This window comes from Gluconobacter sp. P5B12, assembly GCF_018812035.1.
Taxonomy (GTDB): domain Bacteria; phylum Pseudomonadota; class Alphaproteobacteria; order Acetobacterales; family Acetobacteraceae; genus Gluconobacter.
In genome coordinates this window covers 758,186-772,749 of record NZ_JACRVV010000001.1, presented here as the reverse complement: position 1 = coordinate 772,749, position 14,564 = coordinate 758,186, and the positions used below count along the sequence as shown (strand labels likewise).

The 14,564-nt window shown below is 58.0% G+C and carries 11 protein-coding genes; 9 read left to right on the top strand and 2 right to left on the bottom strand.

Going from position 1 to position 14,564, the window contains the following annotated elements; all coding sequences use genetic code 11:
* Nucleotide 1: 1 nt before the first annotated feature.
* Nucleotides 2-1,579, top strand: a complete 1,578-nt coding sequence (locus KP702_RS16445) for a tetratricopeptide repeat protein (RefSeq protein ID WP_202206663.1) — start codon at nucleotides 2-4, stop codon at nucleotides 1,577-1,579.
* Here the strand turns inward: KP702_RS16445 and KP702_RS03485 are convergent.
* A complete protein-coding gene (locus KP702_RS03485) occupies nucleotides 1,573-5,712 on the bottom strand; it encodes a translocation/assembly module TamB domain-containing protein (protein ID WP_215768499.1) in 4,140 nt (1,379 codons plus the stop codon). The two genes, KP702_RS16445 and KP702_RS03485, sit on opposite strands and share 7 nt — an antisense overlap.
* Nucleotides 5,712-7,820, bottom strand: coding sequence for an autotransporter assembly complex family protein (locus KP702_RS03480; RefSeq protein WP_202206661.1), 2,109 nt, complete (start codon nucleotides 7,818-7,820; stop codon nucleotides 5,712-5,714). The genes KP702_RS03485 and KP702_RS03480 overlap by 1 nt, the downstream gene beginning before the upstream one ends.
* Nucleotides 7,821-8,034: 214 nt before the next feature.
* On the opposite strand from KP702_RS03480, the gene KP702_RS03475 reads away from it, so the two are divergent.
* From KP702_RS03475 to KP702_RS03445, 8 genes are all read left to right on the top strand, one after another.
* Complete coding sequence (locus tag KP702_RS03475; RefSeq protein ID WP_202206660.1) at nucleotides 8,035-8,991, top strand: 1-acyl-sn-glycerol-3-phosphate acyltransferase; 957 nt, start codon at nucleotides 8,035-8,037, stop codon at nucleotides 8,989-8,991.
* 109 nt (nucleotides 8,992-9,100) lie between these two features.
* The gene (locus KP702_RS16380; protein ID WP_255494175.1) at nucleotides 9,101-9,235 is read left to right on the top strand and encodes a hypothetical protein; all 135 of its coding nucleotides are present in this window, start codon (nucleotides 9,101-9,103) and stop codon (nucleotides 9,233-9,235) included.
* Nucleotides 9,232-10,641, top strand: coding sequence for a tRNA (N6-isopentenyl adenosine(37)-C2)-methylthiotransferase MiaB (gene miaB / locus KP702_RS03470; RefSeq protein WP_202206659.1), 1,410 nt, complete (start codon nucleotides 9,232-9,234; stop codon nucleotides 10,639-10,641). Before KP702_RS16380 ends, miaB begins: the two co-directional genes overlap by 4 nt.
* Nucleotides 10,635-11,819, top strand: coding sequence for a PhoH family protein (locus tag KP702_RS03465; protein WP_215768498.1), 1,185 nt, complete (start codon nucleotides 10,635-10,637; stop codon nucleotides 11,817-11,819). The genes miaB and KP702_RS03465 overlap by 7 nt, the downstream gene beginning before the upstream one ends.
* A complete protein-coding gene (ybeY, locus tag KP702_RS03460; protein ID WP_064274062.1) occupies nucleotides 11,788-12,276 on the top strand; it encodes an rRNA maturation RNase YbeY in 489 nt (162 codons plus the stop codon). Before KP702_RS03465 ends, ybeY begins: the two co-directional genes overlap by 32 nt.
* Nucleotides 12,273-13,211 carry a hemolysin family protein gene (locus KP702_RS03455; protein WP_202206656.1) on the top strand — a complete coding sequence of 313 codons (939 nt, stop codon included), beginning with the start codon at nucleotides 12,273-12,275 and terminating at the stop codon, nucleotides 13,209-13,211. Before ybeY ends, KP702_RS03455 begins: the two co-directional genes overlap by 4 nt.
* A 58-nt stretch (nucleotides 13,212-13,269) precedes the next feature.
* Nucleotides 13,270-13,899: a thioredoxin domain-containing protein gene (locus KP702_RS03450; RefSeq protein ID WP_202206655.1), complete on the top strand. Its 630-nt coding sequence runs from the start codon at nucleotides 13,270-13,272 to the stop codon at nucleotides 13,897-13,899.
* Nucleotides 13,900-14,538, top strand: coding sequence for a thioredoxin domain-containing protein (locus tag KP702_RS03445; RefSeq protein ID WP_202206654.1), 639 nt, complete (start codon nucleotides 13,900-13,902; stop codon nucleotides 14,536-14,538).
* Nucleotides 14,539-14,564 lie beyond the last annotated feature (26 nt).

Genomic DNA, 14,564 nt, shown 5'->3' with positions numbered 1-14,564 from the left:
TGTGACAGCTAGCCAAAGTACTTCCACGACGGACGGTGAGGCCCTCACCCGCGCTGAAAATGCCATACAGGCAGGCAATCCGAAGCAGGCACTGGACATTCTGGGGCCACTCCCCCCGAGTGATGCTGTTCATCTGGCGAAGGGGCGTGCTTTTTTCCGTTCCGCTCAGTATGCGCAGGCTGCAATAGAACTTGAAGCCGCGAGCAAGCCTTTCGGCGGCCATGCCATCACTGCCCTCATTGAGGAAGCAGCTTCCCTTCGTCGCCGGGCTGATCTGCTCCTGCTTATCAAGGAATGCCGTCGCCTTTCCCCGCAAGACACACGTCTTCTGGATGCCTATGGTACTATTCTCATGCATCTGGGACGCTTCGACGAAGCAGATGTGGCCTTCCGCGATAGCCTGCGAAGACGCCCTAATGAGAAGGGAACGCTCAATCTTCTGGTCATGAACTTGACGGAACAGGGCCGCTTTGACGAAGCACTCTCCATCATGGCTGACCTCCGCCGCAAGCATCCGGAAGACTGGAAGATCGGCTGCAATACAGCCGCGATCCTGAACAACATAGGTCGGCTGCAGGAAGCGGCAAATGTCTATCGAGAGACTATACCGCTTGCCCCTCAGGAACCTGCGCTTCGACTGAATCACTCTATTGCCATGCTCAAGAGTGGCCGGATGGCGCAAGGATGGACAGAACATGAGTGGCGTTTTGGCGTCCCCGGGCACACCAACCTGCCCAAAGACACCCTCCTGCCCAACATTTCCCCGACTCTCAATCTTCAGGGCAAGCGCGTGCTCGTCACGCAAGAGGAAGGATTGGGTGATACGTTGATGTATCTTCGGTACATCCCTGCGCTGGCACGAACAGGTGCAGTTGTGCACATCTGGGGATCTTCAACACTGGCAGATCTGTGCCGTCGCGTTGAAGGGGTAGCCGTTGTTCAGCATGGCGGCGAGGCCCCTGCTTTTGACTATCACTGCCCCTTCATCAGTCTTCCCCGCGCATTCTCGGCCACACCGGACGCCATGGGCGCTCCCGTGCCTTATCTGACGGCTGACCCTGGCAAGGCGTCTCAGTGGAAGAAATCCCTGAAGGCGGATCGTAACCTGCGTGTTGGTCTGGTCTGGGCCGGCGGCGCACGCCCGGAAAACACTGGCGCGCAGATGGTGGACCGTCAGCGGTCAATGCCTCTTGCGGCGCTGGCACCCCTCGCGGATGTAGAGGGCGTTACATTCTACTCCCTGCAGAAAGATGACGCAGCGCTTCAATGCCTGGATTTCCCGGCCCCGCTGGTGGACTTCATGCCCCAGTGTCTGGACATGGACGACACAGCCGCCCTGGTGTCCTGCCTTGATCTGATCATCTCCGTGGATACGTCCATGGTTCATCTGGCTGGAGCGTTAGGCAAACCGGTCATCATGATGGACCGTTTCAACAACTGCTGGCGTTGGCTCCACGAGCGCGAAGATAGTCCGTGGTATCCACAGATGCGGATCGTCCGCCAGACCCGTTTCCGGGAATGGTCGGACGTCGTGACCCGCGTGAAGGCCCTTCTGGAAGACGCTGTTCAGGCTCAGTAATCAAATCCGTAAGACAGACCCACACTTGAGCCGGGATCGTTCTCTGGCGTGGTGAAGCCTGTCACCTGGCCGCCCGTCCCGACTGTCGTATTGAGCTTCAGCCGCTTGGTCAGATCAATCTGGACCTGAGCCTGCGTACCGGAGCCAGAGGTGGCCTGTTTTGCGCCGACATACACGCCCTTCATAACGTACTTGCCCGCTTCCACGCTGGTCCCACCGTTATCAACGCCACCACCCCCACCGACAGCCAGTCGGTCCAGACCAAGGGCATTCCGCACCTTCCCAAGTGGATCGAATGATGACCCGCCGGCAAGCTGTGCGACGGCGGCAGCAAGCTCTGCAAGCTGCGTTGTGGAAAGTGAATGGGCATCCGTTCCGAATAGCAGAATGGCCATGACTTCATCGCGCGGCTGAGTCGGTACAGACGAGAAGTCGATCTTCGGCGCACTGGCATAACCCGTGACAAGAAGGCTCGCGAGCGTCCCCTTGGCATTACGGTCCGCGCGGAAATCCAGTGTCGGGTCCAGCTTGTGATTGACGCCTGTTCCGTTGAACGCGACGCGACCATGCGTAAAGTTCAGGTTAATTCCGGCCAGATTGAAGTTGCCCCGCTTGAGATCGAACCCCCCTGTAATGGACGGGGCACTACTCGTGCCGCGCACATGCAAGCGGCCCTGCATTTCCGCATCCAGGCCATGCCCCTGGACCACAAACTGTCCCGGCGAAATTACATCAATCCCCAGCCCGATGATGAGGCTGCTGGTATTGTCAGGTGCCTTCTGCCCCGGCCGGACTACGTCAAGCTGCGCGACCGATGCTGGCATCGAGTTTGGAATATTGACCGTCACGCTTGGTAGAACAATCTTCCCATCCACATCCACACGCGTCGTGGCCTGACCGTGGATGTGCAGGTCCGTGTTGATGACGGCTGTTACAAGATCACTTGAGACAGGGCGGGCCTTGTCGGAAATAACCTTGATGTCCACCGGCAGACCGGGACGGAAAATTCCAACCGTACCGTCAAGTGCGATCGTTCCCGGCCCAGCGTGAGCCAGAATATGCTCCAGCGTGAGGCTATCGCCCGAAGCGACAACGGCACCATTGATGTCCGTCAGACGAACGCCCTGTGCATAGTGGTCAAATGAAACGTTCTGGAGCTCTACACGCCCCGTCGCTCGTGGCTGGCTGGCCGTCCCGGCGACGTTCAGATTGATGCCAACCTGCCCTTTCGTCGCCATTCCACTCGCACCGAGCACGCCATTGGCAACAGAAAGATCGACATGACCTGTTGTCGCCAGTGCAATTGCTCCTTCCTTGGAAAGAGGCGCCGTCCCTCGGACAGCCAAGGCAACTTTCGGCCCTGCTCCAAGCGTCACATCAACTTTGGCAGTCTTTCCGGCCAGACCGATATTGGCCAGAATTTCGGCTGCTGGCAGTGATGCTGCGGGGCCTGTCTGCATTTTCAAGCCATGCGCCGTCAGCGCGACAGTCCCGGTAGGAGCGTCAATCGTTCCCGCCAGATTGGCCTTCGCAGAAATGACACCACTGGCAGCAAGTTCGGGGGCAAAAGGCTTGGCTATGGCAGGCGTCAGTCGGTCAACTGTCGCCGTCAGAGCCAGACGAGGTTTGATGGACCCGGCAATATCAATCGTTGCTGGCGCAACACCTTGTGGGGCCAGTGTCGCCCGCAGATGATCGACCCCCATGACATCTCCGAAAGAGACATTCGCAGGGCCACCCAGTCGGATATACTCTTCCTTGGCCATGGCCGTCAGACGGTCCACACGCACCGTCTTCTTGGGCAGGTTGAGCAGAACAGCTGTATCCACATTGGCCGGAGAACCCATGACGTTCTGAAAGGCGCCATTCAGGGTCACCGCCATGGCGGACTGAGGACCTTTGACTGTGGCATGAGCCTTGCCGGTGATGTCCTGAGAGCGGACACCCGTTAGATCCAGCGCCAGATCTGGAGCAGGATCATCAATCGGGTTGGAAATCGTTCCTTTTAGATTGAGAGCCTGCACACTGGCCTGAGCCATACCGAGTGCACCGTCCAGTCCCAGCTTAACCTGTGGAGGCGCGCCCTGCGGTTCAGTTGTATGAATGGACAGCGCCAGATGGCCTTTGATGGCCTGCCCGATCAGTCGCTGGAAATCCGAAAGATTTTTGATGCTGACGTCCAGATCACCCAGCGGCACTTTGGCGCCATTCGGAAGGCGGAGTTTTCCCTGCCCCGTCAGGCTGTTCCAACTCAATTTGTTCAGATCGAGATGGAAAGCACCGTCATCCGTTTTCTGAACAGCTGTATCCAGCTCCAGCGGGGCATGATCCAGTGTTCCATGTGCCGTCAGGGTACCTTGCGGCCGGCCGGGCAAATGCTGGAAATCAGCATCCAGCGCGACCGGGCCCTTGGCGACATCCTTCGTACCGAACTCACCCTCAAGCCCTGCTTTGACAGCCAGATCATCGGTAGGGCCATCGGCGGTTGCCGTCAGGGTCATGTTGCCCAGAAGCGCCGGGCTGGCCTGCCGCAGATCAGGAAGAGCAACCGTTGCTTTGGTTTGCATCGTGTTGCCATGCGCCAGATCAACAACGGCAGACACCAGAAGATGCAGCGCCTGACCGTCCAGACCAAAGCTCTTCACCGTTAGAACATTGGCGGATGACTTGCTGAGCTGAAGCGCCAGATGACCATCCTTGCCAATCAGATGGAGAGCCTGTGGCTGACCATCCGTAACAGAGATCGTGCCTGAGCTCGCAAGTGTCAGATCATCATGATCGGTCACTGGCATGGCGAAGTCAGCCGCAAGGGCCGCACTACCACTCAGATCCGTACTTCCGATCGCGGCAAGAGGATGCAGATCTGGCAGCGCCAGTGTCACATGGCCCTTGGCCGCTGGCTTGACATCAACATTGGCTGCGACGTGCATCAAAGGATGGTCAATCTTGGCGACAACCGGAAGTGTCGCTGCCAGAGGATGAGCCGTCACATCCAGTGTCAGAGGCGCCGAAGCCAGAAGTGTTGGCTGGCTTCCGGGAATGCGCAGGCCATCCAGAGCAGCTTGCAGATGTGCAACGGTATTTTCTGGCTTTGCGGCTTCCGTGCCATCAAACGTCGCGTGCAGATGGCCGACGGATGCGCCGCCAGCAGTCAGAGCATCAATATCCAGAAGCCCCTGTCCGGCAGGAGCCTTGAGCGGACCATGTAGATCCGTGTTCAGGGCAATCGCATTCCAGCCAATGCCAGGCTTCAACGTCATTGCAGGGGCATTGGCCTTGACGTGCAGGTTCGCGATGTTGGTGTAGAGATTGATCTGCCCTGTGGAAGATGCCGTAATCGGTCCAGCACTCAGGCCGAAATCAAGGGCCGCCGCCGTGCGGGGGCCTGCAAGGTTCAGATGCATGTCCACAGGATCAAGCTGCGGAAGCTGTCCGAGTGTGGTTGCAAAGCCGTTGACACCTTCCTTGAAGGTAACGGCGAGAGCCAAACGATCTCTCGGCGTCTGGGCTGAAAGCGTAAGTCCTCCGGCTGCATCCAGACGGGCCAGTTGCAGGGCGATGTCTATCTTGGGCAGTGTCTGCATCGTCACGCCATTCAGGAACGGCGCGATAGACGCAATATGAGCGTGACCGTTCAGGCTGAACAGCGTTGCCTTGCCCGTGAAATCAGGACCAATTTCGATCCGACTGACTTTCAGAGCATCCAGATCAACCTGGATATTCAGCTTTGATGGGCTGGAACTGGCTTGGGTTTCAGTCGTCTCTGCCGTTGTGTCAGAAATCGGTTTGCGCAGAAGAGCGAGGCGCTCAGCGCTCAAAACCTTGACGTGTGCATCCATGCCCACAAGGGACAGGGGCGACCAGCGAAGTTCAAAGTTATCCAGTTCGAGCCAGACGCCCTTGCTGTCCTTCACTGCAAGCCGCGCAAGCTTCAGATGCTGCGGAAGCGCACCGGACAGGCCGGAGATCTGCACCATTCCACCCGTAAGTGGACTGACCTTCTGTTCAATCAGGCGTTGGCCCGGACCGATATTGATCCCGATAAGGACGACAACGAGCGCCAGGACAACCAGCCCGAGCGGAACGCCAATGACAAGAGAGACGATCCAGAGAATAATCCTGCGGGCGCGCATCAGAATGTCTCTCCAAGACCAATATACAGTTCCCATTTGTCGCCATAGGCCGGTCTGTTCATCGGCAGCGCGACATCGACACGAATTGGCCCGATAGGGGTGAAATAGCGCACCCCTCCGCCATAACCCACACGAAGTGTTCCCTGTCCGGGGCGGGAACCTGTGCCGACCTGTCCGGCATCCACGAACCCTGCCAGACCGAGGTTCATGGGCAATCTCTGCCTGAACTCAACTGTCCCAGCATCCAGAGAGGTGCCACCGATCGCATATTTCGTGTGACCGTATTGCGGGCCTACACCCTGATATCGGAAGCCACGCACTGTCGCCGGTCCACCCGCATAGAGCCGTTGATCTGGCGGGATCTGATACGTCGAAGCGCCCTGCACAGACCCAACAGTTCCACGAACCGCGATAACGCTCTTGCCAGGTTTTGTCAGGCCGATCTTGGCCAGATCGAAATAAGTGGAGACCTGCGCGGACAGTAGTGTGAAGAACGATGTTCCGTTCTCCAGCGACACAGAAGGTGTGGCAGACAGAGAGGCCCGAACACCGTGTGTGGCCGGATCAATCGGATTTTCCAGCTGGGTGCTATCGTAGGCCGCACTGAGAGGCGCCGATACGATGAAGTAGCTCCGGGTATCGCCGAACTGCTGGATCTGCTCCTGCATGCCCATCAGGCCGCCGGACACATACCAGAACTTGCCGAGACGACGTCCGATGCCACCACGGATGAGGAAGGCGGTCTGATGATAGGAGTACAGAAGCTGACGAATAGCTTCGACACGCAGGCTCAGGTTTTGGTTCTTATGCAGGAAGTCCGGTTTGCTGAAGTCCGCATAAACGTCATAGCCCAGCCCCTGCTGCGCTGATCCTCCAAGACCCGTAATGAGAGCTGTGAGCTTGAGCTGCTCTGCATTGCCCAGCAGATTATGGTGCGTCCAGGTTGCACCGGCACGCCCACCGAGATCCGTCGAGTACCCGGCCTGCACTGCAACAGTGCGTCTTTTTGCTTCCTTGAAGCTGAAATTGACCGGCATGGCCTGAAGAACGCCCGGCATGAGCGTCTGGCTTGCGGGAAGTGTGATGATGGGCGGCGCATTATGCACCTGAACAGAAGAGAACACGCCGACTGCTGCCAGATCCTGACGGGCAGCTTCAATCTTGGAGGGCTGGTAAAGCTGCCCTTCCCGGATCGTCAGACGCCGCCGCAGAAAGGACTGATGCACACGCTTGAGGTCATCCATCCCGATTGGACCGATGACAACCTTCGGCCCTTTCCCCACACGGAAGACAATATCAAGGGTCTCATCATGCGGCTGGAGATAGGCCAGCGGCGTAGAGACATCCGCGACGGCGTAACCCTCTTCCTGCAACTGGGTCAGCAGGTTGCCCTGGGCAGCCAGAACGTCCGAAGCAATCGCAGGCTGGCCCGCCTTGAGCTTAAAGGCCTTCTGTTCGTCAGATGTAAGCTCAACCGGCACTCCCTGCTCCGCAGCCTGCCCAGAGGTATCAACCGCTCCCATTTTGTCGGCAGTCTGAGCTTTACTCGAGACCGGGGTCGCACTTCCTTTGGGGGATGGCGCTGTTTTCGGAGCGCCAGAAACGTCTGGTTGAGGTTCTGCTTTCGGTGGCGGTGTCGTCAGGATAATTTTTCCAAGGCGGAACTGGTTCCCCTTGCTGACGGAAATCGTGATGGTGACTTTGGCGTCTTTGGGAAGAGTGTTCAGCACGTCCGGCACGGCCGGATCACGTCCGTCTAACTCTCGTGCTCCCGTCTTGATAAGAATTGTAACCGTCCCGGCATAATACCCCTGAGACTGCAGAGCCGTATCCACGCGGTCATAATCTGACCTGATACGACCAGCGAGCGCATAGGGTCCAACGGCATGCGTGTTCTGAAGAGATTGCAACTGGGAGGATGCATTTATAGCGGCATCAAGGTCAGCGTTTTTGGTCGGCTGAATCGTGACCTTGTAAGAGACGGTCTGTTCTGTCGCCTCCCCGGCAACAGGCGTATCTGCCCTGGCTCCGGACGGATGACAGCACGCCGCCATTGCCCCAATGGCAAGAGAGAGAGAAACAGCAGATGAGCGACCGCGTGACTTCACCGGAGGTCCTGATAATCCGTTTTGAGAAATGATCGACCCCAGAAGGTCGAACCACGAAAAGCGAACCGATCAGATGTGGCCGCATACCCTTGTGGCAGTACCCCAGAGCGCACTGTCAAGTCCATGATAGAAAGACCATTTGAGACACGCATACAACGTTCGTAAGACAAACGAGATTGTCTCCGCCGCCTGAAATCCTTATCACTCAGCACCCATGCCCCATCCTGATGCTCAGCCACCACTCGGCCGCCGTCGCCATAACCGACCGATCATTGACGAAAGTGTCAATTTTCCAGACGAACAGGCAATGACCCAGTTCTCTGCTTTCAGTCGCACCGCTTGCGTGACGAGGCTTGCGGCCGTGCTGATCTGGGCATTCTGGGTTTCTACCATCCAGTTTGTACTCATCCGTCTTCCAGGCTCCGGCAAGGTTCGGGTGCCCCGGATATTCTGGCGCATGATCTGCCGCATTCTTGGCTTGCAGGTCCGCATCGTGGGAACGAGAGCCGGAAAAATCCTTAACGCCAAGGATGTGCAACAGGGCGAGCGCCCCATCATCTATGTCGCGAACCATTGCTCGTGGCTGGATATTCCTGTTGTCGGTGGCGCACTTCACACGGTCTTTGTCGCAAAGGGTGAAGTGGGATCCTGGCCGTTGATCGGAACCATCTCCCGGCTGGGCAGGACAATTTTCGTCAGTCGCAACCGCCAGAATACCGGCAAAGAACTGCAGGAAATGACCGAACGCCTATGGGACGGAGACGACATCGTCCTGTTTCCTGAAGGGACATCTACTGACGGCTCCCGCGTTCTGCCTTTTCTTTCCTCGTTCTTTGCTGTCGCGAAGCCGGGACGGCTGGATCAGGTTGGCATGCCGAAACCCCCTTCAACCCTCGTTCAGCCAGTGTCGATTGTTTATGATCGCTTGGAAGGGTTACCTGTTGGCCGTAGCCGTCGATCCGTCTTTTCCTGGTACGGAGATATGGATCTGACGCCTCATCTGTGGTCCTTCTGCCAGTGGCGCTCTATGCGTGCGACAATTCTGCTACATCCCCCCTTAGACCCAGAAAATTTCCGCTCCCGGAAAGAGCTGGCGAATGCCACCTTTAAGGCCGTCAGCGAGGGCGCGGCAAAGCTTCGGCAGGGACTTGTTCCTGACGACCTGAACTGAACCTCATTATCTTTGGATCAAACCAAGGTTTGTCTTGACTTGCAGGCTGGCCCCGCGTCACCTTCAGTTCCATCGATGGGAACAATTCAGCGTCCATCCGGAGATGGTGATGCCGCTTCAGGCCAGTCTGACATGTCGGTCCATTCTCATGTTTGACCTTTCCTCTGTCGGGGCGGGCTTGACCCCGCAGCCTCCAGCCCTGATGTGTGTGCCTGATATTGCCAGCCCCGGATTGAAACCGTGACCACCGAGACTTCCGCTTCCGTACCCGCCCCTGCTGAACGTGCCCGTCATGGCCTGCATGTTATTACGTGGGGCTGTCAGATGAATGTCTATGACAGCGCACGCATGGCGGATGTTCTTCGCCCGCTGGGATATGGCCCTGTCGACACGCCTGAGGCTGCTGACATGGTGATTCTCAACACCTGTCATATCCGTGAGCGCGCAACGGAGAAGGTTTTCTCCGAGCTTGGACGGCTGCGCAAAATTCGTGATGAACGAATTGAGAAGGGTCAGGATCGCAGCATCATTGCTGTCGCCGGATGCGTGGCGCAGGCCGAAGGAGAAGAAATCCTTCGCCGTGCGCCCTACGTCGATCTGGTGCTTGGGCCACAGACCTACCATCGCCTTCCGGAAATGGTCGCCCGTGCGGCACGCGCTGGTGGCGCTGTCATCGAAACAGACTTCCCGGCCGAACAGAAGTTTGACTTCCTGCCCGCCGAAGCTGCGCCGCAATCTTCAGGCAATCTCACTGCCTTTCTGACCATTCAGGAAGGCTGCGACAAATTTTGTTCCTTCTGCGTTGTTCCTTACACGCGAGGCGCGGAAACCAGCCGCCCCGTTTCATCGGTCATGGCAGAAGCCCGCCGGATGGTTGCTGCAGGCGTGCGGGAAATCACCCTGCTGGGGCAGAACGTCAACGCCTATCACGGTGACAATGGCCAGGGCGGAAGCGCAACACTGGCTGAGCTGGCTGCCGAGCTGGGCCAACTGGATGGACTGGACCGCATCCGGTACATGACCTCACACCCGCGCGATGTGGACCAGAGCCTCATTGACGCGCACCGTGATAACCGTGCCCTGATGCCTTTCCTCCATCTGCCGGTTCAAAGTGGTTCCGACCGCATCCTGAAAGCCATGAACCGTGGCCACACGGCGGATGAATATCGCGAGAGTGTCCGTCGGCTGAGGGAAGCTCGTCCAGACCTGGCACTGTCTTCTGATTTTATCGTGGGACATCCCGGTGAAACAGAAGAAGACTTTGAAGCCACGATGCAGCTTGTTCGCGATATCGGCTTCGCCATGGCATACAGCTTCACATATTCCCCCCGTCCTGGCACCCCAGCCGCGGGCCAGCCTTTTCAGGTGGCCGAAGACGTGAAGACCCGTCGCCTGGCAGAGCTTCAGGCCCTTCTGCGTGAACAGCAGGATGCGTTCAATGCAGACATGGTCGGCACGGTTCAGAATATTCTCATTACGGGGAAAGGCCGCAAGCCAGGACAGCTTTCCGGACGGTCTCCGTATCTCCAGCCCGTTCATTTCGAAGGGCCGGACCATCTGATTGGCACCATCGCCAAGGTCGCCATCACCACTCGCATGACCAACTCACTTGGTGGAACCCTCATCCGGGAGACAGCCTCCGCTTGCTGACAACGCCCCCGACGCGCTCCGTCGCCACCCCTGGTGGTACCGAAGGCAATCGCACCGTCGCATTGCGCTTCAATGACAATATTCTCCTTCAGAGACTTCTGGGAGATCATGACAGGCACCTCGTCCAGCTTGAGGAGGGGTTCAATGTCAGGCTTTCATGCCGCGGCAACAAAATCGCCATTTCAGGCGAAACCGATGCCGTAGGCCGCGCTCAGGCGGCTATCGTTGCGCTCTACAATCAGCTCGAACAGGGCGGCACTATCGACAGTTCTCAGGTTGATGGTGTGATCCGGATGACTGCGCTGCCTACACGGCATCACGAACGCCAACGCGCTGCTGTTCCCCCGGCCCCACCTTCCAGGCAGCAACAGCCTCGTCGCGAAGCAGGTCAGCACAAACCTGCCCCTCAAAATTTCCAGACCTCTCCGACGTCTGCTCCTCTGACCGATCTTCCGGCCATTCGCACCAAGCGCGGCGTGATTGCTCCGCGGTCTCATGGGCAGGCCGCATACATGGAAATGCTGGGTCGGACCGATCTGGTTTTCGGAATTGGCCCTGCCGGAACCGGCAAAACCTATCTGGCTGTTGCTCAGGGCGTTGCCATGCTTCTTGCCGGACAGGTGGACCGGATCATTCTTTCCCGCCCGGCTGTTGAAGCAGGCGAGCGTCTGGGCTTCCTGCCCGGCGATATGCGGGAAAAGATCGACCCCTATCTTCGCCCGCTTTACGATGCCCTGAATGACATGATGCCGGGTGACCAGGTCGTGCGACGGATGGGCACGGGGGAGATCGAAGTTGCCCCGCTGGCTTTCATGCGCGGCAGAACGCTCGCCCACTCTTTCGTCATTCTGGATGAAGCCCAGAACACGACCCCAGCCCAGATGAAGATGTTCCTGACCCGCATGGGTGAAGGCACACGCATGGCTGTTACAGGTGACCTTAGTCAGATTGATCTGCCCAACGGGGTATCATCTGGGCTAAGGGAAGCCGTCGAGACCCTGGAAGGTATCAAGGGAATCGGCATCACTCGCTTTACATCCGTTGATGTGGTGCGCCATCCGCTGGTCGCCCGTATCGTCGATGCCTATGAACAGAAAGCGCCTGCCCCCCTGGATAATTTCCGGGATCGGCCGCGCCGGGATAACAATGGAACCTCCAAGTCGTCACGCCGGTACTGACATCATCATCGAGGATGCCAGATGGCGCTCCTCGGTCTCTGATACAGAGCGCACGATCCATCGTGCGCTCACCGCCGTCGCCCGTCAGGGTGGCCCGGATTTCAGCCGGTCTCCTGCTCCGTCGATTCTTCTCTCGACAGATCGGATCGTAAAGCGGCTCAATGCCCGCTTCCGCAACAAGAACAAACCCACGAACGTTCTGACGTTCGAGCCGGTCTCTCCCCTTCACGGCGGAGATATCATTCTGGGTTACGAGACAGTCCGGAAAGAAGCGGATGCTGCCCATCGCAGCATGCGCGCTCATCTGTCCCATCTCGTGGTTCATGGGGCCCTGCATCTTGCAGGATACGATCATTATCTTCCCGGCGAAGCCCGGGACATGGAAGGGGTTGAAACCCGCACGATGCGCCAGCTTGGTTTTGGCGATCCATGGCGACAGGCAGGAAGACGGGCATGAGCGAAGACACTACGGACCGTTCAGACGACGGTAAAAAGAACTCTCGCGGATTGTTCGGACTGTTCGGCCGACGCAACCGCGATCAGGGTCTGCGTGAGTCCATCGCGACACTCGTTCACGAAGCCGCCCAGCCTTTCGAGGAAACGGGAGACGAGCCGGAACTGGACAGACAGGAACGTGCCCTCATCATGAATGTCCTGCGCTTGCGGGACATCACGGCAGATGACGTGATGATCCCGCGCGCAGATATCATTGCCATGTCAGAGAGCATCTCTTTCAACGATGCCCTGGATCACATGCGTCGGGAAAACCATTCCCGCATGCCAGTCTATCGCGGCCAGCTCGACGATATCGCTGGCATGATCCATGTGAAGGATCTGGTGGCTTATGTTGATGAGCCTGAGGCGTTCGACATCCGCCCGCTTCTTCGTCAGCCTCTGATGATTGCTCCGACCATTCCGGTGCTTGACCTGCTGCTACAGATGCGTCAGCGCCGGATGCACATGGCCCTTGTCATTGATGAATACGGTAGCATCGACGGCCTCGTCACGATCGAAGATCTGATCGAGACGATTGTGGGTGATATCTCGGACGAACACGACGACCCTGTCACGACCCCGTGGGTAGAACGCGCGGATGGCTCTTTCGATATTGATGCCCGTCTGCCCGTCCGCCAGCTTGAGGAACGGCTAGGGGCTGTTCTCACGGATGCCGAGCGCGAAGCCGAGATCGAGACAGTTGGTGGACTTGTCTTCCGTCTGGCAGAGCATGTTCCGGCAAAAGACGAAGTTCTGACCCATGAGAGCGGGCTGGAATTCCGCGTTCTGGATGCCGATGCGCGCCATATTCGCGCCTTGCGGATGCGGGTACCGGAAGGCTGGGAAAAGAAGCCCCTGCCGGATACTGGACAGCAGGATGACGAACGCGGGTCTTGACGTCTGAACCAGATCAGCGTTGTGAGTAGGACATCTTGTCCGTAGTGGAGCCTTGTCCATGACCCTTGGCCGTCGTGCATTTCTTATTGCCGGGCCTGCCCTTGCGGCAGTGACATCATTTTCTTCCGCCCGCGCGGAAGAAAATGGACTTCCCCCAACTGATCCCCGTATGGGGCCGCGTGTTCTGGGTTCCCCGGAGGCCAAGGTCCAGGTCGATGAGTGGTTTTCGCTCACCTGCTCTCACTGCGCTCATTTCGCACAGACTATTTTTCCCCAAATCAAGGCCAACCTGATCGATACCGGGAAAATCCGTTATCGGTATCATGACTTCCCTTTGGATCAGGTTGCACTCCTCGCCTCCATGGTCGCACGCTCCCTTCCTGCAGACCGCTACGCGCCCTTCGTGGATGATCTGCTGCGCACGCAAGACCAGTGGGCTTTTGCGCAGAACATCGATCCGGTGCAGGAACTGAAAAAGCGCGCCGCCATGGCAGGCGTCTCATCGGCTGAGTTCGACAAGATCAATGCCGATAATGCCCTGCGCGAGGCTATCGTGAACCGGCAGGACCGCGATGGTGCTTTCCTTCAGATCCAGGGTACCCCTTATTTCCGCATCAATGACGCTCCGGCACCGGATGTCGTTTCCAGCTATGATGCGTTCGCCAAAGCAGTTGCAAAGGCTTCCTGAATGACCCGCCCCATGATTTCCCGCCGCTTCATTCTCTCCGCAGCCCCGGCTCTTGCCGTGGCTGGTACGGCAGCCCGTGCGGCAGATGCGCCGCCAGCCCTTCCCGCCAATGACCCGCGCATGGGACCGCGCATTATCGGCAATCCGAATGCCAAGGTGCTGGTGCAGGAATGGTTTTCCCTGACCTGCACGCATTGCGCCCATTTCGGAACAGAAGAGTTCCCGAAGATCAAGGAACAACTCATTGATACCGGCAAGATCCGCTATCAGTTCCATGATTTCTGTGGTGACCGCGTCGGCCTGACGGCGGCCATGGTGGCACGTTCCCTGCCGGAAGAGCGGTATGTCCCGTTCATTGAAGCGCTGCTCTCCAGCCAGATGCAGTGGGCCTTTGCTTCCGGTGGCGATCCGATGCAGCGTCTGCAGCAGATGTCCGCTCTAGCCGGCGTCTCTGCGGCCCAGTTCAAGAGCGTCAGCGAAGACACAGCATTCATGCAGGCCATGTACAATCAGGTACAGAAGGACGCAGATACCTACAGCATCCAGGGCACGCCGTATTTCCGCTTCAACAACACGCACTACGATCAGGACCCGGAAACCTACGAGAAGTTTGCCGATCTGGTCGCCAAGGCGTCCTGATCTCTTTCCGGACGTTTCACAAACAC